The 23,514-nt window shown below is 38.2% G+C and carries 18 protein-coding genes and 1 pseudogene; 10 read left to right on the top strand and 9 right to left on the bottom strand.

What is annotated here, in order from left to right; translation table 11 throughout:
- Positions 1–24: 24 nt before the first annotated feature.
- The 5 genes from F6K52_RS04295 (at position 25) to F6K52_RS04275 (ending at position 8,683) form a co-directional block, all read left to right on the top strand.
- Positions 25–1,968: a phosphorylase gene (locus F6K52_RS04295; RefSeq protein WP_293074529.1), complete on the top strand. Its 1,944-nt coding sequence runs from the start codon at positions 25–27 to the stop codon at positions 1,966–1,968.
- Positions 1,965–3,653: a tetratricopeptide repeat protein gene (locus F6K52_RS04290; protein WP_293074526.1), complete on the top strand. Its 1,689-nt coding sequence runs from the start codon at positions 1,965–1,967 to the stop codon at positions 3,651–3,653. Before F6K52_RS04295 ends, F6K52_RS04290 begins: the two co-directional genes overlap by 4 nt.
- Positions 3,650–5,782 (top strand): tetratricopeptide repeat protein, encoded by a 2,133-nt coding sequence (locus F6K52_RS04285; RefSeq protein ID WP_293074523.1) that lies wholly within the window; start codon positions 3,650–3,652, stop codon positions 5,780–5,782. Before F6K52_RS04290 ends, F6K52_RS04285 begins: the two co-directional genes overlap by 4 nt.
- A complete protein-coding gene (locus F6K52_RS04280; RefSeq protein WP_293074518.1) occupies positions 5,772–7,811 on the top strand; it encodes a tetratricopeptide repeat protein in 2,040 nt (679 codons plus the stop codon). Before F6K52_RS04285 ends, F6K52_RS04280 begins: the two co-directional genes overlap by 11 nt.
- Positions 7,812–8,488: 677 nt before the next feature.
- Positions 8,489–8,683 (top strand): hypothetical protein, encoded by a 195-nt coding sequence (locus F6K52_RS04275; RefSeq protein WP_293074514.1) that lies wholly within the window; start codon positions 8,489–8,491, stop codon positions 8,681–8,683.
- A 111-nt stretch (positions 8,684–8,794) separates the two neighbouring features.
- On the opposite strand, the gene F6K52_RS04270 is transcribed toward F6K52_RS04275, so the two are convergent.
- Complete coding sequence (locus tag F6K52_RS04270) at positions 8,795–9,772, bottom strand: NAD(P)-dependent alcohol dehydrogenase (protein WP_293074511.1); 978 nt, start codon at positions 9,770–9,772, stop codon at positions 8,795–8,797.
- A 438-nt stretch (positions 9,773–10,210) separates the two neighbouring features.
- On the opposite strand from F6K52_RS04270, the gene F6K52_RS04265 reads away from it, so the two are divergent.
- The 4 genes from F6K52_RS04265 (at position 10,211) to F6K52_RS04250 (ending at position 15,203) form a co-directional block, all read left to right on the top strand.
- A complete protein-coding gene (locus F6K52_RS04265) occupies positions 10,211–11,065 on the top strand; it encodes a hypothetical protein (RefSeq protein ID WP_293074508.1) in 855 nt (284 codons plus the stop codon).
- 39 nt (positions 11,066–11,104) lie between these two features.
- Complete coding sequence (locus tag F6K52_RS04260; RefSeq protein WP_293074504.1) at positions 11,105–12,481, top strand: hypothetical protein; 1,377 nt, start codon at positions 11,105–11,107, stop codon at positions 12,479–12,481.
- A gap of 5 nt (positions 12,482–12,486) precedes the next feature.
- Positions 12,487–14,406: a pentapeptide repeat-containing protein gene (locus F6K52_RS04255; protein ID WP_293074500.1), complete on the top strand. Its 1,920-nt coding sequence runs from the start codon at positions 12,487–12,489 to the stop codon at positions 14,404–14,406.
- A gap of 368 nt (positions 14,407–14,774) precedes the next feature.
- A complete protein-coding gene (locus F6K52_RS04250) occupies positions 14,775–15,203 on the top strand; it encodes a hypothetical protein (protein ID WP_293074497.1) in 429 nt (142 codons plus the stop codon).
- Here the strand turns inward: F6K52_RS04250 and F6K52_RS04245 are convergent.
- Positions 15,178–15,309, bottom strand: a complete 132-nt coding sequence (locus F6K52_RS04245; RefSeq protein WP_293074494.1) for a hypothetical protein — start codon at positions 15,307–15,309, stop codon at positions 15,178–15,180. The genes F6K52_RS04250 and F6K52_RS04245 overlap by 26 nt on opposite strands.
- Positions 15,310–15,520: 211 nt before the next feature.
- On the opposite strand from F6K52_RS04245, the gene F6K52_RS04240 reads away from it, so the two are divergent.
- Positions 15,521–15,745 carry an AbrB/MazE/SpoVT family DNA-binding domain-containing protein gene (locus tag F6K52_RS04240; protein ID WP_293074491.1) on the top strand — a complete coding sequence of 75 codons (225 nt, stop codon included), beginning with the start codon at positions 15,521–15,523 and terminating at the stop codon, positions 15,743–15,745.
- 243 nt (positions 15,746–15,988) lie between these two features.
- Here F6K52_RS04240 and F6K52_RS04235 read toward each other — a convergent pair whose 3' ends face one another.
- From F6K52_RS04235 to F6K52_RS04205, 7 genes and pseudogenes are all read right to left on the bottom strand, one after another.
- Positions 15,989–17,095 (bottom strand): alkene reductase, encoded by a 1,107-nt coding sequence (locus tag F6K52_RS04235; RefSeq protein ID WP_293074488.1) that lies wholly within the window; start codon positions 17,093–17,095, stop codon positions 15,989–15,991.
- Between the two features lie 353 nt (positions 17,096–17,448).
- Entirely contained in the window at positions 17,449–18,015 is a 567-nt protein-coding gene (locus tag F6K52_RS04230; RefSeq protein ID WP_293074485.1) for a Uma2 family endonuclease, read from the bottom strand.
- A 113-nt stretch (positions 18,016–18,128) separates the two neighbouring features.
- Entirely contained in the window at positions 18,129–18,656 is a 528-nt protein-coding gene (locus tag F6K52_RS04225) for a hypothetical protein (protein WP_293074480.1), read from the bottom strand.
- 108 nt (positions 18,657–18,764) lie between these two features.
- Positions 18,765–18,905, bottom strand: a complete 141-nt coding sequence (locus tag F6K52_RS04220) for a hypothetical protein (protein ID WP_293074475.1) — start codon at positions 18,903–18,905, stop codon at positions 18,765–18,767.
- A 135-nt stretch (positions 18,906–19,040) separates the two neighbouring features.
- Positions 19,041–20,378, bottom strand: a complete 1,338-nt coding sequence (locus F6K52_RS04215) for an aminotransferase class I/II-fold pyridoxal phosphate-dependent enzyme (protein WP_293074471.1) — start codon at positions 20,376–20,378, stop codon at positions 19,041–19,043.
- Between the two features lie 172 nt (positions 20,379–20,550).
- Positions 20,551–22,125 carry a cytochrome P450 gene (locus F6K52_RS04210; protein WP_293074468.1) on the bottom strand — a complete coding sequence of 525 codons (1,575 nt, stop codon included), beginning with the start codon at positions 22,123–22,125 and terminating at the stop codon, positions 20,551–20,553.
- A gap of 228 nt (positions 22,126–22,353) precedes the next feature.
- Positions 22,354–23,469 (bottom strand): annotated as a pseudogene (locus F6K52_RS04205) (phosphoketolase); the annotation flags it as partial.
- Positions 23,470–23,514 lie beyond the last annotated feature (45 nt).

Genomic DNA, 23,514 nt, shown 5'->3' with positions numbered 1-23,514 from the left:
CAATTCAAGTAACAGGTTTAAGGTATGTCTTGTGCGGTTATCCTCACAGCAATTCCGAGTGAATACATGGCAGTACGTGCTCATCTCACTGACTTGAAGGAGGAGATGCACCCCCAAGGGACTATTTATGAGAGGGGGAAATTTTCTAGTCATGGTCAGGAGTGGGAGGTGGGTATTGTGGAGACAGGTGCAGGAAATTCCCCCGCAGCGGTGGAAGCAGAAAGGGCGATCGCTTATTTTAATCCTGATGTGATTCTGTTTGTGGGGGTAGCTGGAGGCATTAAGGATGTCAAACTGGGGGATGTGGTAGCTGCTACTAAGGTTTATGGTTATGAGTCTGGTAAGGTAGCCGAGACCTTTAGACCTAGACCGGATGTAGGTATTTCAACTTATAAGATGATTCAACGGGCAAGGGCTGAAGCTAAAAAAACAGACTGGTTAGCTAGAGTTTCTTCTTCAGCAAGCCCTAAGGTATTTGTTGCTCCTATTGCTGCGGGAGAAAAGGTAGTTGCGAATAAGGAGTCAGATTTGTTTAAGTTTCTTCAGCATAATTATGGTGATGCTTTAGCTGTGGAAATGGAAGGGCGTGGTATTTTACAAGCTGCCCATGCTAATCAACAGGTTTCAGCGTTAATTATTCGGGGTATTTCTGATTTAATTGATGGGAAGAGTGAAGCAGATGAAGGGGGGTATCAAGAAATAGCTGCTGGTCATGCTAGTGCTTTTGCGTTTGAGGTTTTGGGCAAGCTTGAGTTAAATTCACCAGCTCAGACACTTACTACTACAGAACCTATAAACAAGACGAAAACCCCTAAGTTTTTTGCTTATGATGAGGCTTGGGTAGGTCGTAAAAGTCTAATCAATGACTTAACGAATAAACTTAAAGGGTCATGTCGCTTGTTGATTTTAGTAGGGATTACAGGAATTGGTAAAACCGCTTTAGGGGAAAGATTAGCCGTTGAACTAGAAGATTGGTTTGAAGATTGGAATTCTTATCTCCAAGAAAATTTTGATAATGAGGAACAAACTGCTGATTTTGGGAGTGTGGCTGCCAGATTACTAGAAAAATGTGGTGAAGTAGTGACTCCTGATGACCGTAAGGACACTCAACGCTTAATGTATCGTTTGGTAAGGCATTTACAAGAGAATCGTTATTTAATTCAAATTGATTCTTTAGAAAGAATTTTACAGGGGAATGAAGAAGAAGGATGGAGTGATTTTATAGATGAGTTCTGGGTGAAGTTCTTTCAAACTTGGTTAAATGTTGATACTTGTGAAAGTTGTTTTATTTTAACGTCACAGGATTTACCAGCACAAATTCCGATTATCGGGACTCGTTCTCAAAATTTTTGGTATTGTCAAGCTTTAAGCGGATTAGATGAACCGGAACAGTTAGCCTTATTTGGTAAGACCGGATTAGATGTTACTGAAGAAGCAGAAGGTAAACCTTATTTAGAACGTATTGGACGAGCTTATGAAGGTCATCCTTTAGCTTTACGGGTAATAGCTGGTGAAATTGTTACTCGTCCTTTTTATGGCAATGTTATAGGATATTGGAATAAGTATGGAAAGGAAGTAGAAGAAGTTGAAAAAGCCATTGAAGAAGCAAAAACTAAAGGAATTACCGCATCTGCAGATGATCAGTTTAATTTACATAAATACACTCGCCAATTACGCCGCAATGTAAAAGTTAGACTTGAGAAGGCGTTTAATCGGCTAAAAGAGGGAGTTCGTGAAGCTTATTTATTGTTGTGTGAGTCTTCTGTTTATCGCTGTGAAGTACCAGAAGATTTTTGGTTAAGTCATTTAGAAGATTGGGATATTGATGAAGATGCTCAACAAAGGGCTTTGGATGCGTTGAGAGATCGTTATTTAGTTGAGGAAAGTGTTGATGACAATAATGAATATTTATTAAGGCAACATAATTTGATTAGGGCAGTTTCACTTGAACACTTAAGAAAACTATGAGCAAGAATATTGAAAACTTAAAAAAATCTCATAAATCTGGTTTTCAGCTATTAGATATTTCAATTAATAGAATTCATGTAAAACAGCTAATAGCTGGAATTGATCGTATTTTAATGAAACAAAATAATTCTAATCTTTATCCTTGGAAAAAAGCTCATTACAAAGCAATCAAAAACTGGCTGTTGAAATATAAACCAGTAGGTAATAATCCATCAAATTTAGAAAAAGTAACGGGATATATAGAAGCTTTATATCATATATGTCAAGTTGAAGATTGGGATAAAGTTAAGAAAATTTTATCTATTGATATTAATGCTAATCAGAATTTTAGTAATTATAAATTTCATTACCAACTGGGAGTTTGGGGACTTTATAAACAACAAATTAGTATTTATAGTAGTTTGCTAGGAAAGATAGATGATAAATGGAATTGCCGGTTTTTAGAAGGTCTTGGTAATGCTTATGATGCTTTAGGAAATTACGACAAAGCAATTAATTATCGTCAGCAATGGAGACAACTTGCACAGGACATTAAAGATAAAAAAGAAGAAGGAAAAGCCTTATGTAGTTTAGGTATTAATTTAGATGATTTTCCAGGCGATTTAGTTTTAGCTGCTCTTATTGATTCAAAGAAAGTAAAGTTAATTAAACATATTCCACAAAAAAGTCAGTATCGAGCAGTTATTAATTGGGTGACAAAATATCAAGCTAATCAAGAGACTTCCGATCTTGCTAAATTGAAAGGGTTGCTAGAAGCTTTTTTTCATTTATGCGAGGTAGAAGCATGGTTAGAAGCTAAGGCAATAATGCTAATTCGTATAAATACACCCACAAATGAAGAGTTACATGAACAATTACAAACTTGGGGTTTTTATGAAGAAACGATTGGTTTATATCAGAGGCTTTTGGGAAAATTAGATGCTCGATGGGAAGCAACTTCTTTAACAGGCATTGGTAAAATATCTAATGCTATAGGCGATTTTAATCAAGCTATTCACTACTTTAAAAATTCCCAAAATATTACTAAACAAATAGGAGATCTACAATCAGAAAGAAATGCATTAAGTAATTTAGGAAAAACTTATCACTTTCTAGGTAATGACTCTAATGCACTTCAAGCTCATCTTGAGAGTTTAAGCATTGCCAAAAAAATTGGAGATCGAATAGGTGAAGGCTTGGTTATGAGTGATTTAGGTGTTACTTATAGTGCTATTGAAGATAATAAAAAAGCACTTTTTTATCTTGAAAAAAGTTTACATATTGCACAGTCAAATGATAATAAAATTGGACAAGCAATGGCATTAGAAGGTTTAGCAATTTTCTATCTTCAACAAAATGATTATGAGCATACAGTTGAATATTCACAACAACAGTTAACTATTGCTCGTGAGATTGGCTACCGTCAAAGTGAAGCAACTTCTCTTCGTAACTTGGGAAAAGCTCAAACTTACTTTTTGGAACATTCAAAAGCCTGTCAAACTCTAGAATCAGCCCTAAAAATTTGTCAAGAAATTAATGATAGGTATAATGAAGCTATTTGTTTTTATTATTTAGCTCAATTTTTTTATGACTATGGCTACTTTGAAAAAGCAAAATCATTATTTTCAAAAGTTTTAAGATTATCTCAATGGCTAAATATTCCTTGTCCTGAAAAATGTTTAGAATTACTAAAATTAATAAAATGAATAATCAACTAGAGGTAGATAATAAAGAAAAAAATGCTTCAGACCAGGTCAAACTTGTACCTTATGGTGAGTCAATTTTGAAAAACATTGATATTGATTCAGCTAAGGTAAAATTAATCAAACCGCGTAGTAAAAGAAGTCAGTATCGAGCAATTATAAATTGGCTGACGAAATATCAGCCTAATGGAGATGCTTCTAATTTAGAGAAAGTCAAAGGATTATTAGAAACGTTTTACCATTTGTGTGAATTAGAAGATTATCAAAGAGCAAGTAACATTCTTTTTATTAGCCTTAATACGTCTCCTCATAAGGAGTTATATAACCAACTGTACCATTGGAGTTACTATCGAGAACTGGTTAATTTGTATAGCAAACTTCTTGGCAACTTAAATTCTAGTTTAGATACTTTTTGTTTTGATGGTTTAGGCAATGTCTACAATGAACTTTGCAACTATCACGAAGCGATTCATTGCCATGAGCAAGTTTTGACCAATGTACGAGAAGTTGACTACTGGCAATGGGAAGCAAATGCTTTGATTAATTTGGGTAATAGTCACATTTCGCTAGGAGACTATTCCCGTGCTATTTCATATTTTGAGCAATCTTTGTGTATTACACAAAAAACTGAAGAATTGGTTAGTAAATACGGTGCGTTAGTTGGTTTAGGTAATATCTATAATTCACTGGGAAATTACACTCGTGCTATTACATATTTTAAGCAGTGTTTATCCATTATACAAGAAATAGGAGATAGAGAAGAAGCAACAGAAGCACTGAATGGTTTAGGTATAGCCTACTATTCACTAGGAAATTACCATCGTGCGATTTTGTATTTCGAGCAGTGTTTGACAATTACACAGAAACTTGATGAACGTGCCGGGGAAGAAACGGCTTTATGTAATTTGGGAAATGTTTATCATTCATTGGGAGACTATTCTAAAGCCATTTCATACTTCGAGCAAAATTTGACTATTGCACGGGAAATTAGCGATCGCCAAGGAGAAGCAGCAGCACTTAGTGGTTTAGGCATTGCCTACTTTGCTCTAGGGGAGAGTAATCAAGGGATTAAATATCAACAACAGAGTCTAAACATTGCGCGGAAAATTGGAGATCCTGCTGGAGAAGCTACAACACTAGGTAATCTGGGTAATGTTTATCTTCATCTAAGAGAAAATCATCGAGCCATTGATTATTATGAGCAGGAGTTGGCTATTGCCCAGACTATTGGTAATCAGCAGTTGGTAGGAAAAGCTCTAGGAGGTCTAGGTAATGCTTACTGTTCTCTAGGAAAGAATGACCAAGCCATTGATTATCTCCAGCAGTGGTTAGCAAGTGCAAAAGCTATTGGCGATCTTGCTGGAGAAGGAGCCGCCTTGGTTAGTCTTGGTCTTACTTATTATTCTTTGGGAAACTATACCCAAGCCATTTCATACTTTGAGAAAGATTTAGCTATTACACAAACCATAGGCGATCGAAGAGGAGAATCGGATGCACTGTTTAATCTAGGCTCTGCATACTATGCCCAAGAAAACTATCAACAGGCAATTGAATACCATAAACAGCGTTTGTTTCTTACTAAAGAAATTAGCGATCAACAGGGGGAATATAAGTCGTTGAGCAATATTGGGAATGCTTACTATAAGCTAGAAGATTATCACCAAGCTCTTAAATCTTATAAGCAAAGTTTAGTTATTGGTAAAGAAATTGGGGAACCGAACAACCTTGATACAGTACTGAACAATATAGGTAATGCTTATTATAAGTTAGGAGATTATCGCCAAGCTCTTAAATCTTATCAGCAAAGTTTAACTATAGTCAATAAATTTTGTAATCTTCAGCAAGAAGCTTCAATACTTGGTAATTTAGGTTCAACTCTCATCAAACTGGAACAGAATTTAAAAGGCTTAAATTTTTTGTATAAAACTCTAGAAATTTTTAGAAAAATTGATGATATATATCATGAAGCTATCACTCTTTATAATTTGGCAGAAGTTCACCAAAAATTAGGTAATTATCATCTTGCTCATGAATATTGTAATCAAGCTTTAGCGATCGCCACAGAATTAGAACTTCCTTTAGTCCAAGAATGTCAAGAATTAATCAAAAAAATAAAGAGTAATGACAAATAACGAAGCTAATCCAAACACTATAAAACAAGAAACTTCTCAAATAGAACTCTTACCATCTGGTAAATCAATTTTAGAGCACTTATCAATTGATCCATCGACTATCAAATCTATCAAAACTCGATGGAAACGTACTCAGTACAGAGCGGTTATTAACTGGCTAACCAAATATCAAGCATTACCTGAAGCTTCTAATTTAGATAAAGTTAAAGGGTTATTAGAGGCGTTTTTTCATCTGTGTGAAGTAGAAGATTGGAAGCGAGCTAACAAAATTATTTTTACTTCTATTAATACTTCTACTAATCAAGAATTGCACGCTCAACTTGATACCTGGGGTTACTATGGTCAACAATTTAACCTATACATTAGAGTTTTAGGCAAGTTAAATCCTGACTTGGATATTATTTTTTGTAATTGTATAGGAAATACTTACTATTTTCGAGCAGATTATGACCAAGCCATTGATTACTATCAGCAAGCGTTGGCGTTAGCACTGGAAATTGGCGACAGACAGAGAGAAGGTGAGGCATTGGGAAATTTGGGAAATGTCTACAGTTTATTAGGAATCTATGACAAAGCCTTTGATTATCAACAGCAGAGTTTGACAGTCGCACGAGAGATTAATGATCTAAAAGGAGAAGCTGAGACTATAAGAGATTTGGGTAGTGTCTGCTATTTTCGAGGAGATTATAACCAAGCTATTGATTACTATCAGCAAGCCTTGGTGTTGATACAGAAGATTGAAAACAGAGAAATAGAAAGTGAAATACTGGTAAATTTAGGCAGTTCTTACTATTTGATGCAAGATTATGAGCAAGCCATTGATTACTATAACCAGGCTTTAAGGTTAGTACAAGAAATTGGTTACAGGCGAGGAAAAGGTTCAGTATTAGGCAACCTTGGCAATGTTTACTATTCCCAAAAATATTTTGAACAAGCTATTAATTATTATCAACAAAGTTTAGTTATTGCACGAGAAATTGGAAACCAGGAAGGAGAAGCAATAGCCTTGGGAGGATTGGGTCTTGCCTATGATTTTATAGGAGAATACAAACAAGCAAGTAATTACCATGAGCAGGATTTAGCTATAGCACGTAAAATTGGTAGCAGATGGGGAGAATGTGGCGCTCTATGCAATTTAGGTAGTACCTACTATTACCTAAAAAACTATGACAAAGCTATTGATTATTTCAGGCAGAGTTTGATAATTGCACAAGAGATAAATCATCAGGAGTTTAAAGGTAAGGCTTTGAAGGGTTTGGAGAATTTGGATAGTTTTTACCATTCTCTAGGGCAATATTACCATTCCATCGGAAACTATCAAAAGGCTATTAATTGCTATAAATATAATTTGCTTATTGCAAGAGAGACAGGCTATAAAAAGGGAGAATTCGTAGCTTATGGCTCTCTTGGAGTTGCCTACGATTCTTTAAGAAATTATGACGAGGCCATTGAATATTTTTCGCAGAGTTTGCTTATGGCTAGGGAAATTGGCGACCGACAGGGAGAAAGCTCTGCATTAAGCGGTCTCGGACTTGTCTACGATTCCCTGGGAAATTACGGACGAGTAACTGAATACCTTAAGCAAAGTTTGATTATTGCAGAAGAAAGTGACTACCGAAAGGGAAAAATGACAGCACTAAGCGGTCTAGGTTGTGCCTATAGTTCACTAGGAGACTATATCCAAGCCGTTGATTACTATCAGCAATATCTAGTTATTGCACAGGAGATGGGAGATAACTGGAGAGAAGGAGCAGTGTTGTGTAATTTGGGAGAAAGTTTAATAAAACTTGAGCAGTATTCAGAAGCTTTGGAAAATTTCAAAAAAGGGCTAGAGATTTTTATAAATATTGGCGATCCTTCTGCCCAAGCCGAAGTTCTCAATAACTTAGCTAAAGTACATCAAAAATTAGGTAATTATCATTTGGCTAATGACTATTGCACTCAAGCTTTAGCGATCGCTACAGAATTACAACTTCCTTTAGCACAAGAATGTCAAGACTTAATGAAACAATTACCAAATAATGATTAACCATGTCACTAATTTACCCACTGTAAATAAACAAGCCCTCCAAAAAGAACTCTTACCCTTTGTGATTCAGTTCTGAAACAACTAAGTAGGTGGGCATAAATAAACGTTAAAAATCAAAATACTAAAATGAAGCTGAAAGCCTTTATTAAAGGGGTTTTCAGCATTTTGAATCTCAATCGCTATTTTACGGATAATTAAGCCCATCTACTTAGGAATTGACCCATCTACACTAAAATCTATTACTCCCGGAAGCACATTCACCTGAGCAGAGACTCCCCAAGCATTTGTTAGTTCAGTTATCCTGATTGCAGAAAATCCAAATACTGCGATCGCTTATTCATCTCTATTTTAGCCCTCTATCAAGGTTAACTCAGTACGATTGTAATGGCTATAAATAAGTAAGCTCTAAAAGAGCGATCGCATTTTTTTTATACCACCTCTCACTAGATCACGATATCACCAAAACCCAAAAAAGTTCTCATATCTCTTGACCATACTCCCTGTTACCTACTCCCTACACACTTGTTACAAATATTTTCAAAATATGCTACAATTAAAGATTATTTGTGCTATTATAAAAGAGTGGTTGGTAAAACATCCGCGTCAATAGCTAGCCCGGGAAACGTGCAAATCTGCGGGCTAGCTTTGGCTCCCCTATGAAAGGAGATACTTTTATTATGACTTATTCTGAACGCCTTCATCCATGGGTGATCATGCGGCTATTACCCGAAATGCAGCGAGTCGTTGTTGGTCGGTTCCGCAATCGCTCTGATGCCGAGGGTCATTTGAAAGCTCTTAAACGGTTGATGCCGGATGCTAAGTTTGTGATTGTTTTTGATGTCGCTAATAATCCGGTGGAGGAGGAATCCTAGGGTTTTACTTTAGGCAATAGGCAATAGGCATGCTAGCAATAGGGTACTGGGATATATCGCATTTTCATTTGAGATGTAAAATCCGATTCCCGATTCCCGATTCCCGATTCCCTACTCTTCCAACGTTATTACAACTTTACCTCTCGCGTGTCCTTGTTCAAGATATCTGATAGCTTCAGGGACTTCACTTAAACTGTATCGTCTATCGATAACAGGTGCTATTTTGCCGGTTTCAAGAAGCTCCTTGATAAACACCAAATCTTTCTTGTTTGGTTCCATAAACAGGGACACGATTTTATTACTTCCGGTCATGGAAATCCATGAGCCTAGGAACATAAGTTGGAAAAGTTGAGCTGTGGAACCTCCGACAAAGACATAAATTCCGTTGGGAGTTAATATACCCTTGTAATCCAATATGGAACGATAAGCGGCAGCATCAAGAATTAGGTCATAATGCTGGCCATTTTTGGTGACATCTTCTTTAGTGTAATCAATCACATGGTCTGCACCAATGGAGCGCACCATGTCTAAATTCCTGGTACTACACACCCCAGTCACTTCGGCTCCGAAGGATTTGGCAATCTGGACGGCAAAGGTACCCACACCACCAGAGGCACCATTAATCAAAACCTTTTGCCCTGGCTGAATCTGTCCTTGGTCTCGAAGACCTTGCAGGGCGGTCAGTGCTGCTGCCGGTACTGCTGCCACTTCCTCGAAGGTGATACTGGCGGGTTTCAAGACTAATGCATTTTCCTTAGCACATACATACTCGGCAAAACCCCCAAAACCACCCTCCGATAAGTTCCCGAATACTTCATCACCTGGCTGAAACTGCTCTACGTTTTTGCCAACGGCTTCAACTCGCCCTGCTATGTCTGCTCCCAGTATCTGGTTTTTTGGTTTTACTAGCCCAAAGCCCATCATGCGGATCAAGAAGGGTTTTCCTCTGAGTAAATGCCAGTCACCTGCATTGGCGGATGCGCTATGAATTTTTACTAATACTTCATCCTCCTTTGGGATGGGTTTTTCTATTTCTTTGAGCTGCAGAACATCGGGTGATCCGTATTGTGTGTAGAGAATTGCTTTCATAAGTATTTCGGTTAATCGTTTTTATTAGTTATAGCGGTTCTCAATTGGCTAAGGTACAAAGTTCTGGGTTTTAGGGAGCAGGGAGCAGGGAGTAGCGATCACAGAGCAGGTAAGACAGAAGTTGGATTGCTACTGTATCGCGTATAATAACATTGACCTCAAACCTTATATAATATTTGGAAGGCTCATATCGTCCCCTCAGGGGGCTCTCATATCAACATTAGCTATGTCAAGTACCCTCTTGAATTCTTATGAGACAAATACGACACTTTACGAAGTGTCACATAGGAAATTGTCCTGGTTTTTAAGAGGTTATAGGGTAATTAGAGAGAAAATTCCGTGCAAAAAGACTTTGGTAAATCCGTAATGCTGCAGTAGTGGTTCTGCCTTTAGTTGATATAATCTTTTTTATTAATTAGTTAATGAATACGCTTTCTTATGAAAATCAGCCATGGCTATCACTATTTATTTTTGATGATTCCATTCGCCATTGTTGGTCTTTTTTTATTGCCGACGCTGTCAGAAAGGGTAAAGGGAAAAAACTTTTGCGAGGTTCCGAGTGAGAAACCATTTCCCATTTCCATCAGTGTACAGCCCAATGATTCTATCTATCGCGAAATATTTGGAGAGCGGAACTGTTCACCGCACAGGCTAATCTTAAGATTCCCTGCAAATGCCATAATAAAAAGCCAAGGCGAAAATAGCTTTAAAAATCAGCGACATACTCCCAAAATTTCAACAATACTTACTTTTTCTCATCAACCTGAAACTTTTTACATAAGACGTATAGATCAGCTTAAAGATGGTCTGCATTTCAGTGCTAAAGATAGTTGTTCTGCTGCTAAATGGTCTAGTGAGCAAGAGCAAGCAATTCTTCATGTAAGCATAGAAAGGAATTTGCTAATTAATGATCCAGATATTAAAGGTATTATTTTTATAGTGTCTCTTCCAGCTGAGATGAGAGAAACTAAACCGAAGATTTTAATTCATAGGTATACCTGGGATAGAGCGGGAGCTCAAGAGATTTTTCAACTTAGAGAATATCCAAATTTTGCGGTAGCTTTGAAAGAAAATGATAAATATAAAAATAATCAAATTTATGATTTTACTAGCGGGGACAAAGTCAGCAAAAATCTTTCAAGTGAACTAGTTAAATTGGTAGATCAAGGTGGTGTATATATAGAAAAATATGTTGTTAATGGTAAGCTTTCAGATTTTCAAGGTAAAAAAGATAAGTATGACCCCGATCAACTTCCTTCTAGTTGTGCTATACCAAAGGATTGGACTTCATAATAAAAATTGTAAAAAATATACAGATTTGTTTTATGCATCATGAATGATAGTAGGCCAGAAAGCCAGGAAATTTATAATCCAAAAATAGTAAACAAGCCGGAGTATCGCGAACAACTTGAAGATAGATATCGCAATCAAGAACAAACAAACTTTTTTTGGATTTGTTCATTGACAGGAATTTTACTAATTTCTAGCATATCTCAGTTTGCCATACTAGACTATGCTTTAGAAATTATATTTTATCTAGACAGCTATGAACAAGTATTTAATATTCCTATTAAAACTTTAATTAGCTTGCTAGTCACAGGATTTTTGCCTATTGCTTCAATAATAGATGCGTCTAAAATACTACTAGAAAGATTAAAAATTTCTGTTTTCGGTATTATAGTAATACCTTGGATATGGGTTTTATTTTTAGCAGATATCTATTTGACCTTCACCGCTCTTTTCAATGTTAGTCAAGCAGTTGATAAAAATAGCTTTATACCCGTTACAGCTTTTGTCATAGCAGCAGTATTGTCTACTTCTTCTTTATGGATAAGTCAAGCAATAGTTAGAAACTTCTATAAATGGAAAAAAGCAAGAATTGATATAAAAACAGTTAGTTTATATGGTATTGATCCTCAACCTTTGTATAAAGATGCAGAGCAAATCAAGCTAAGTGAAGAAAAGGAAGCGGCAAAGCAAGAAGCTGAAGAAGCTAGACAAAAACTTAATAAAGAAAAAGCTAGATACGAGGATCAACTGAAATATCAAAAAGCAGAACATACTCAAAAAGTTCAAAAGCTTGAGGGTAGACTTGAATCTTATAAAGAATACTCAGATTCTGTGAGTAAGTTAAAGACAAAATTTAATAAAGTAAAAAAAACGATTGTAGATTTTGCTAATCAAAGTAAAAGTTTTTTAAGCAGTTTTGAAAAAATATCTACTCTAGATGAGTCGGTTAAAGAACTTAGCTTTCCTTCACCTCCTAAAGTAGATATCAGTTCAGATACCCAGGATAACGTCATCGAAAAACCTACATATTATTGGGTTTGGGAAAACTCTGACAAATCAGAACTACCATCAAAATTATCTCCTGTCGGGCATGTTATTTTACAAGCCATACAAGAACAAAAGTTGCCACGACCTCGTGTGAGGCAATACTCACCAATAGAGGGTTTGTCAAAATGCTTAGTGCTAGATTTTGATGATTATGGTGTTGTTGTCTATTGCCGAGATGAAGAATTAAAAGAAGAAGGGTCACAATGGACTACTGAAGATGATATTAATTTTAAGTCCAAGCTAAATGATCAGCAAAGCAGCATGGGGATACATACTTTGGTATTCAGTTCCCAGGAAATAATGAGTCATCCGTCAAAAATATCAGAACAGATAAAAAATGCTATTGATAGCAGAATTTATCATGGGTTTTAATAGCTATGAAAATCAGTATATATATTAAAATTAAACAAAAAAAGGTTCCTGATCCAGAACCATTTGAGAAGTCATACTTGTATGAAGGTCACCTTGGCAGTGTAATAGTTTATGGCAACATAAACCAACCGGAAATAAAGCTAGTGTCTCCTGGAGAATCATCATTACCTTTGGATTCAAAATACTGGTTTTTTATCAGTATTTATTGGTCAAGGATAAATGGATTCAAATTCACTCAGTACACCGATCCAGAAATTACTACTTCTCTTAGTTCTACTACAGGCAAACAAATTACTAATTCTCTTATCTCTACTACAGGCAAAATAAAAGGTGGAGATATAATAAAAATCAATAAAAATTTAGTAAATATAACATTTAAAGTCGAGGTAAATCAAGAAGACTTAGGTAATATAGACTCAAAAGTATTTCTTGAAAAGTGTAGTCAATTTGGAATCAGAGTAGTAGATACTAAGTTTTTAAATTTAAATGTACCCTATGGACTTGCCTGTCCTGATTGTCAATTAGTTAATGTTGAATTTTATGATGCTAGGATTGAAGGAGCAAACTTTTGTAACTCTTATCTCAGTAATGTTAAATTTGTTAACTCTGTTCTGAATAATTCAAGGTTTGATAACGCCAGATTTTTGCAAATTAAATTTGATAATGTTAAGCTAATCAATTCAATTTTTGATAATTGTCGTGATCATCATTATCCTTCAAATTATAGTAAATCTAGAATAGATAATGATGGATATCTATTGTTCAATAATGATTGCGATTTAACTGATTCTAGTTTTGTAAATGCATCGTTTAGCAGTAAATTTGAAAAGGCAAACTTATCAAGAGCTAACTTCTCAGATGCGAAATTAGTAGCTTGTAAGTTTTATGACTGCACATTGATAAGTACTATATTTACTAGAGCTATTTTTCAGTCATTTAGAACCAAATCTTCAAATAATTTAGATGTGATTTGTTGTATTAGTAATAAAAAAAATAGCAATAAAAAAATGTTAAATGGTGCTCATGAAGAACAAAAACCAACAATTAGCGATTGCAAATTTGACAATGCCTCGATGCAGCATGTTGATTTAAGCAATAACCTTATTAATAACACTAATTTTGAAGCTACTGACTTGTATAGAGCAAATCTCTACAATTGTCATTTCATTAACACTAGTTTTAAAAGGGCAACGTCTGAAGCAGCTTCTCTAATAGAAGTTTCCCTTTCCAATAGTAGTTTTACCCAAAAATGTAATCTTACAGAAGTAATTTTTGCTCAAGCCAAAATGATAGGTGTTACGTTCAATGATTGTCAGTTAATTCGAGCTAGTTTTCACTCGGGTAATTTGAGGGGTAGTCAGTTTATAAGCAGCGACTTAACAGGCGCAGACTTTAGATATGCTGATTTAACTCGGCTAACTCTAGATAAGTGTCATCTTAATAGTGCTAACTTTTTCCAAACTAAACGGGGTGGAATCAATCTGAAAACTACAAAGGAGGATAAAAATGGAGATAATAGCCAGAGTCAGAAGGAAGTACTTTTGGATAGCAGTTGCACCTTTGATTGCATTGAGTGGAGTCCAAATATTGATGGAGAAATACAGATTGATAGACAATCTTTTTTAAAAATAATTTCTGGTAATACTTCTCCAGTTGCTGTCATATCTAATCTTTCTAAGGAAGGTGCTCAATTTATCGTAAATACCTATGCAACGGCAGAATCTAGTGGTAAGAAGGTGGAAAAGAATTCCTCTATGAATATTTCAGGTGAAGTGAATGACAGTTCAATTGTTACAGGTAATATCGAAGATAATTCAAGGGAAGAATCTGAACAAGATGAAGATAACAATGAAGAGATTGATCAAGCCTCTACTGATAATTTATCGCCTGATGAGTCGTCAGATGAAAATAATACCGAAGTTTAGTATTCAACCCGCATAAGCCTGACGTCTTAGCCGATATGGGAGCGGTCGTTGAATGCGGGAGAGGAATTATCTCTCACTTCCTGGAACTACTGGCTAGTCTACTGTAGACTACAATAGTAACAGTTACTGGACTAGATAGCTGAAAAAGCAGCGAGCAGTAACAATACTCAATTTAAAGCGAGTGGGGCTGGAGGTGTTCCTCAGTACAAAACTTGCCCTGAGGGAATATAAGTACTTTGTTCGCTTAGGGTCTGAGAAGGAGAAGGAAGTTCTAGTAGCCAAAAGAGGTGCTAGAAGCCTACACTTACCCGATCGGGAAGTGTAGGAGATTCACTGTCTGTTAAGTTTTGATTACAGGAGTTAAAAAAATGACTAAGAAAAATAATACGTCAATGAATGTTAGTGGTAAGGTTAACAGATCTCAAATTACTACTGGAGATATTAGCACTACTAAGGATTCAGTTTATAAAGAAAATCAGACAGCTATGGATATAACAGAGGAGGTCAATGATGCTAAGTTAAAAACTGGAACAATTGATATCAGAGCAGATGATATGGCTGATACTAAAGCTGAAATTAAGCAATTACTAAACGAGCTTGCTGAAAATCCCAGAACTGCTAAAGAATCTGTTGCTGTTACAATTGTGATGGAAGAAATTAATGATAATCCTACTCTTAAGCAGCGACTAACATGTGCTTTAAAAGCAGGAGGAATTGAGGGATTAAAAGCATTATTTAATCATCCCGTGGTCTCTATTCCTGTTGAGACAGTTAAGGGATTCCTGGAAGCAGAATAGTATCCTCAGCAGGTGGTGTATCGAAAAGGCGGTGTAGGCATGCGATCGCCCCTCCTCCTAAAACCCCAACTTCTGCACCGCCCTCGGTTTCAGTACCCAATCGCACTTACTGCCTTCTTCTTCTGTTCTGGACTAACCTCTAAAACTTTTACAAAGTCCCCAAATCATTAGTGATTGCGGATTATAGCTTTTTTAAGGGAGTGTGGGATTTGGGCGCGTGGGCAGAAAGAATAGGGAATACTATATAGCGGTTTTCATAGTAATGATATATATAATATGATATAGGATTTTGAGCGACTCCCGACTCCCTTTACACTATGTACAAGCTCACAATTAATAAAATTGGTAATTCCCTAGGCATAACCTTACCTGAGGAGATCCTACAACAGCTGAATGTTGGTGAGGGAGATACTGTATTTATCACAGAAACCGCTGATGGTGTTGAAATCACCACGAAAGACCCTGAGTTTGAAACGGTAATGGCAGCTTATCAGAAAGTCAGCAAGAGGTATGAAAATGCTTTGAGGGAGCTGGCTAAGTGAGGGCCAGCTAAAAGCTCACGCTACTAGATCGGTGCTTAAAATAAACCTAGAACGATAAAATTAATAGTTCGAGATTAATGAGAATTGAAAGTCTGGGGAAAAGTCCATGACTCGTGGTACAAGCTTGGTAAGCATTCAGCTGTCAGCTGTCAGCCGTGAGCTAATGCGCTACGCGCATTAGCTGAAAGCTGTTCGCGCAGGGTGCGCGTAGCGCTTAAGCTGAATGCTTACGTAAGAGCCTCGCTAGTTTTCCGTCTTATAAGTAGGAAAGTCAGTATAACCTTCTTTACCTGGAGAATACCAAAGTTTCACATCTGGAATAGGATTAAGAGGCCAATTATTAGCGAAGCGATCAACCAAATCTGGATTACTCAGAATCGGTCTTCCGAAAGCAATTAAATCTGCCAAACCTTCTTGAATTGCCGCTTCGGCTGTTTCTTTAGTATAGCCGCAATTACCAATAATTGGACCATCAAAAACGTTTCTAAGCTCAGCCAAAGTTATCGGTTCTCCTAATTCATGAAATCCAAACGCTAACCCATCTAATACATGAAGATAAGCTAACCCATAACTGTTTAACTCTTTAGCTACATAAAGAAAGGTTTCACGATAATCCACAGACCCCATATCATTAAATAAACCATTAGGAGACAAACGAACCCCCACTCGATTGACTGGAAAAACAGTTATTACAGCTTCGATTACTTCTTTGAGTAAACGATATCTATTTTCAAGAGTCCCACCATAGTTATCTGTTCTTTGGTTGGTTTTGGATTGCAGGAAAGAGTCCAGTAAATAACCATTAGCTGAATGAACTTCTACCCCATCAAAACCTGCCTGTTTGGCATTTTCAGCCGCTTTTTTATAGTCTTCTACGATTTGGGGTATTTCTTCAGTTTCCAGGGCTCGTGGGGTTTCGTGAGGCTGTTTTCCCTCAGGGGTATGAACATATTCTTCGTTAATTTTAATGGCTGAAGGAGCAACAGCTAGCTTACCATCATGGAAACTACTATGAGAAGCCCTACCACAGTGCCAAAGCTGCAAAAATAATGGCGTATTTTTAGAGTGTACACTACTAACAACTTTTTTCCACCCTTCAGTTTGTTCCAGAGTATAAATACCAGGAGCATTTACCCAACCGTTAGCTTGAGGGGAAATAAAAGTACCTTCAGTGATAATTAGACCTACTCCAGTTCTTTGAGTATAATATTCCACCATTAAATCATTGGGAATACCCAGATTAACTGCTCTACCTCTAGTTAAAGGAGGCATTACTACTCTGTTTTTTAAAGATAAATCACCTAATTCAAAAGGGCTTAGTAGTTTGGACAAAGAGAGTGGAACCGTCATTTATTGTACCCCTGAACTGAAATTGAATCAAATCTATTTGAACAAAATATAGCAACCCTAAATAATTTTTGACAAGTTAGGGGCTTGCATGTTTCACCTCGTAGCCAGGATTAGGTTGCTGCCCGTAACGCACCACTGCTGGGTCAAACAACTTTTAGGAGATGCACCCGATGGGAGAGTGTGGGAAGAAAGAATAAGGTATATTATATAGCTGTTTTCATAGTAATATTATATATATAATATAGGGTTTTTACCGACTCCCGACTCCCGACTCCCGACTTTCTAAACGTAAGGCATCAGTTACTTAGCAAAAAGTCTCATCGAACTTCATTTTAAATTCTAAATTCTTAATTCTAACTTCTAACTTCTAAACTAAACCCCGGTAACACCTCATTTCCTGTTAATACTACAGGCATTGTTATTACTTTTACAGGTTGGTTTGCCATATAAATTTCCACCAGTTTATCCTGGGGATTAATCAACCAACCCAAACGCAAGCCACTGGCTAAATATTCTTGCATTTTATCCTGTAGGGGCTTTAATCGATCTGTCCGTGAGCGCAACTCAATCACAAAATCGGGACAAATCGGTGGAAAACCTTCTCTTTCTTTTTGACTCAGTGCTGTCCATCGTTCCAGGGCTACCCAAGCTACATCGGGAGAGCGATCGCCACCACCTGGTAAACTAAACACAGTCTGAGAACTGAAGACAACCCCCAACCGAGTCTGACGATTCCAAATAATTAAATCACCAATCAGATTCGCTTCAATCCTTCCACTTTCTCCCCCTAAGGGAGTCATAATAATTAAATTACCTTGGGGTGAACGTTCAAGTTGTAAATCAGGATTCGCCTTACATAAGCGATAAAACTGCTCTCTGGTCAGAGTGGTAATGGGCTCTAGATTTAATACTGTTGTCATCCCAATCATCCTCAATATTCAAAAAACCAGCGATGCAAAGAATTTTTTCCCTATTCCCTATTCCCTGTTCCCTATTCGCGACTCCCGATTCCCGACTCCCTAAAATAGAGACCCTAACGCTGATTCTGCAATTTTCTCATTTCCTCTTGTACCCCCACTGCTACCTGCAAGGCTTGGTCTAGCACTCGTCCATACTCACTGGCCTGATCACTCAAGTGCAGGGCGGTCAAGGTAGTTAAATTAGTAGTAAATAGCTGAGGATTCTTAGTAATAAACTGCTTATTCTCCCTGAGAATTCGTTCTGTCTTCAAAGCACGCACTAAATCCGTTTTCATCACCCCAAGGGCTTCGAGCACTCGCTCCCGATTACTCAGACCAACACCTGGATTACCAGCTTCTTCCAGTTGATCATTAATGTGTACAGCTCTAATCACGGTATTGTATCGATCCACTTCTTTCACTAGCCGTCTAACTGCCTTATATTTCAGCCATAGAAAGGACCCTCTACCCAATTTGATCAGGAAATCTCCTGGTTCTTTTGGTTTCTCTAGGAAAAAACCTCTGACTCGCTCTGGCTTCTCCCCAACTAAATTGGTTAGATAGTCCTCTGAAATCACCAAGTCCTGCAAATCAGGTCGCATAGTTGTCCGTGCCTATGATTAGATAGTGGTCGGGAGCCTTTTAATCTATAAGCTTAGCATGCTCTTCATACCTTAGCGTTAAGCTCAAGACACCTGTTAGGGGTGATATCAAGTGTTAGGGGTGATATCAAGTTTGGTTGAATAGCCATAACCTAGGGCAGTGTGGGCAGTGTGGGCAGTGTGGGCAGTGTGGGCAGTATTAAATAAGACAGGAATGCGATTGACACGCAGGTAAATCGCAACGCGCATATGCTTACATATCATCGATATAGCACTACCCATTAAAGTTAGGACATTGATAGAAGCCGAAAAGCTAATGCACGTGAACTTTTGCCTCTTGCCTCTTGCCATTGCGCGTAGCGCTATATCTGAACCGCCATACTTTCAGACCTGGATACCTTCCCAAGGACGATAACCTTGTCTCAAAATCTCATATTCTTTATTTATTTCTGTCTCTAAAGAAAGATAAGAAACTCCTTTCTTAATCTTTTCAATGGTAGCCTGCATACAGGCTAATCCTGCTTTATACTCCGAAATATTTGTCACGTTTACCCGAAAGCCAATTTTATTGGTAAACATTGAGCTTAAAGGTAAAAGTGTAACCTTTCCAATTTGAGAAAAATATTCACCCAAATTATAACTATCTGCTATCCCTAAACTCTTCATCATAGATTCTATTTCTGAGTTAAACCCAATATTGATAAAAGGCCCTGCACAGCTGCTCTTGATAATCTTCATTCCCATAGCGAATAAATCAGAATTCATCAGAAAAGCTTCGGCATTAGCCCTCAATCTCTCTAACTCTTTTCTCAATTCTTCACGATGATTCAAGTCTCTTTTCTTTAGAGCCCAAGAAGCTGTAATTACCTCTGCATTGGTGTAACGAATATGTGCTGCAACAACAAAGCGCTTAATTTCCTTCACAAGCGCCTCATTCTGACTCGTCAAAAAACCTACTTTGCCAATACCGTCAATTCCAAATTGTCTTCGCATTCCACAGGTTGTGATAACTAAATCTGAGCGACTACTGACACTAGCCACTGAAACTTGGTCATTTTCTATTGCTTCAGTTCCTGAAAAATACATATCATTAATGATCAGGATATTATGTTTATGGGCGACCTCTGCTAATTCTTTTAACTCATCTGGACTATAAATTTGGCACCAGGGATTATTAGGGGTTTCCAGTATAAAAGCAGCAATTAGATATCCATTCTTTTTTGCAGTACAAATGACTTCTTCTAATTTGTCTGGCTTAATCTTAAAACTCGCGGGACAAACTTCTACTAAATGCCGAGTAGTGCCACAAAATATATCTACATTATGGTTGTAGCGAAAGTTACCTTCTGGATAAATGACTGTAATAGGTTTAACATTTCCTCCCATCCGTAATAATCTATCTTTGGAGGCTAGAATCGACATTTTAACAAGAATTGTTGAAGTCTTAGGGAAAATAACTACGGATTTCGGATCAACGTTAGGAAACGATGGAATGAGCCCAAAAATCTTTTTTGCACCTAGATTAGCAAGACTTTCTGGGACAGTTACCTTATGAGAATCGACTAAATACTGGGCAGGGTAAGATGCATATAAATTCTCCATTTCTACCATTAAATCTTTCTTCTTATATTCAGGGGCATCTGAATGACCCAGATCAAGCTGACCTTGATAGCGTTTAAGTTTTCTAAATAATTCATACTCTTCTGTTGAACGTGATTTCATAAATCCGGAAATTCCTTAATAGTCAAGTTTATGATAGCGCTTTATAGCCTAATGAGGTACACAATTTTTTTCTCTTGCCTTTTGCCTTTTGCCTTTTGCCTCTTCTGTGTTCCCTGTTCCCTAAAAGCAGAAAATCTGTACCTCACCAAATTTAAAACCGCTATATAAACATTCAGCAGGTTGGTCTAGCCTTAAAACGCACTGGCATGCCATCAGAGGGATAAATCAAAAGGTTCTGTTCTAACTCTTCGAGGGATGAACGACCATTTACCAACTCCCAGTCAAAATAACGGAGCAGCATTGCTAGCATTACCGTTGCTTCCAGCATGGCCAGATGCTCTCCCAAGCAACGATGAAAACCTGAGCCAAAATTTATCATGGGAAGTGGGGTGCTGCCCTTGCCCTGGTCTAACCAACGCTCTGGCAAAAATTCTTCGGGGTTGGCATAGACCTCTGGGTCTCGCCCAGCAGCAAGCATTGACAACCGGATTGTGGTGCCACGAGGAATAAGATTGCCCTCAATCACAGTGTCACGTTGAGCCTCCAAGGAAGCGGAACCTGACGTGACTGAATAAAGGCGCAAAGTCTCTTTAATAATCCCACCGATGTAAGTCAATTTCTTCAGACTTTCTGTATTAATCCCACCCTTAAGGCCACCTGGACTTTCCCAAGTCTGGTCAACCACAGCCTGTGCTTTCTGAAAAACCCTTGGATTTAAGGTTAACGCTCCTACTGCAAAGGATAAAGTATGAGCTGTGGTATCAGTACCAGCCATTAAGAGTTGAATTGCTTCTGCGATCAATGTTTTCCGAGTGTATTTTCCTTCGCCAGCCGCTATTTTCACCAACATCGATTCCTGGAAGATTGGACTTACCTGGTTCCAATTAGTCAGGTTTTGTGCTCTCATCTTCAAGGCTAAGTCCACTCGCGGACCAATCACACCCTCTAAATATCGCCTTGCTCTCCAGTAATCTTGAGAAGCCTGAGTGGGCAAATATTTCATCCATCTCTTCTCGCCAGTAATTAACCGTAGGGCCCGATAGCCAAAAATAGACATCGCCTCGTCAGCCTTAAGAATATCGAGGGCTGGACCTTCAGAACTAGAGGATTTTCCATCCACAGGAATTCCGATCACTAAACAGAAAATCACCTTCATGGTTAGTTCCACAAACAGGGAATCTACCTTTACCTCTGTTTGCGCTCTATCTTGCTGAAGTCTGGCAATTACTTGTTCGCAGGCAAGGTTAATAATGTCAAAGTATTTGGACAGACTACTAGAGTTGAATTCGGGATTCCAAGCCTTCCGTCGCCACTGCCACTCAGTCCCGTTTTGGCCGATAAGAATTGGAGCACCACCAAGGTCGTTCCAAACTTTGCAGATTCGCTCAGACCTAACCAAGCTGCCATCTTTGATGCCATTCACAATGGTGTTTTCGATCACCTTTGGTTGACTCAAAACCAGAACTGGAGAGTTAAGCCACAAAACATAAATCGGGCCTAGCTGCTTGCTCCAATCAAACAAGAATTGGAAGAATTTCTTCTGTTTTACTGCTGCTAATAGTTGAGGAAGATTTCCCAATAGCCAGTGTTTGGGAGGACAGGGCAGTGACTCTAGGGATTTGTAAGTATTTTTTCGTTGCCACCAGCGCCAGCCCAGTAGTCCCGCGATGCTAGTCACCCCTAGGGCTGTGGCTACATAGGGCAAGGAAGGGGAAAAAGCAATCTGAGCCGCAATCTCTTGGAACATGAATCCGCCTTAGTTCAACAACTATTAACTTTTACTATTGGGTTCGTCCAGGAAGGCTTGATTAGCACACAATCCATGGGTAGGGTGGGCAAAACCTTGCCCACCCTACAGGTAGCTGCAGTTTAACAACGATTAACGTTTACTATTGGGTTCGTCCAGGAAGGCTTGATTAGTGTAGCCCCATCCTTAAAGATAAGGCTACACCAAAAAATGCTAGCCAACTAAATTTTAACCAACTAACTCAGTGGCTCGTTTTGCCAAAGCCTCAGCAGTCAAACCATTAAATGCCATAATTTGACCAGCACTGCCAGTAGTTTCACCACGCTTCCAAGCCACCACATCCCGTTTGCAAGTACTACGTAACATAATCGGTTCGAGCATGGCACTGGTACCACCAGTAACACCAATCAACCCATCTCCACCAAACAGTTGTTCAAAGCCCTGATCATCCAAGAAACCGCCATCAGCGTCAGTACAGGTTTTCCAAGCCGTATCATCAGGACGGTACAAGCGGCGGGGACTGATTACCGAAACAATCCGCACCCCAATCCCTTGGTTTTCCAAATCGGAAGCAGCATCAAACACTGGTATCAGGCTCATATCCCCAATCACCGCAAACACAACGGTTTTACTGCCTTTAGTTTCATGCAATACTATTGCACCATCTTGCAAGCCTTGACGGGTTTGCTCAAAGGTCGTGCGCACCGGTAAGGGTGACTTACTGGCAGTAATGGTAATTCCTTTATTCTTAGTACTCAGCGCCCACTCATAACACACTTGGATACTATTAGCATCACAGGGAAACAAGGGGAAAATATTGCCATTGCGCATCATAGCAGCAAAGTAATTTTCAATTTCAGGACGCTGGTGAGTCCAACCATTGCGTCCTTGCTCCAGTGCCCCAGCGGTAAATAATGTAATAGTAGAGGGAGTAGGACGGCGCAATTCTGCCATGGCTTGGGTAACGGTTTGCCAAATGGGTAACCCATTGATAGCAAAGGATTCATAAGAACACCACAGGGTACGAGCGCCAAACAAAGCTAACCCTACTGCTAATCCAGCACAAGCATCTTCACTCAAGGGTTCGTAAACCTGACCTTTTGGTCCTTGGAAGTAGATTTCATCCGGGGTGGGGTGGATAATTTTTAGGGCTTGGTTAATATTATTAATTCCAGAAGCAGCATTCCCATCAGCATTGGAAATAATAAAATTAGGGTCTTTTTGCCCCACATGAGCAACTATCGTTCCCATCGCTGTAGTCGCTATTTTATTCTCTCCGTCAATCACAAATTCTTCTAAAGGTAATTCACCTAAATCTGGCAAAGGAAATTCCTTTTCTGTGAGATCGGAAGAGCGTCGTGTAGATTTTATTGATTACATCGTTATGCT

It is taken from the genome of Moorena sp. SIO3H5 (assembly GCF_010692395.1).
In the GTDB taxonomy this organism is placed as follows: domain Bacteria; phylum Cyanobacteriota; class Cyanobacteriia; order Cyanobacteriales; family Coleofasciculaceae; genus Moorena.
This window is presented reverse-complemented; position numbering and strand designations above follow the sequence as displayed.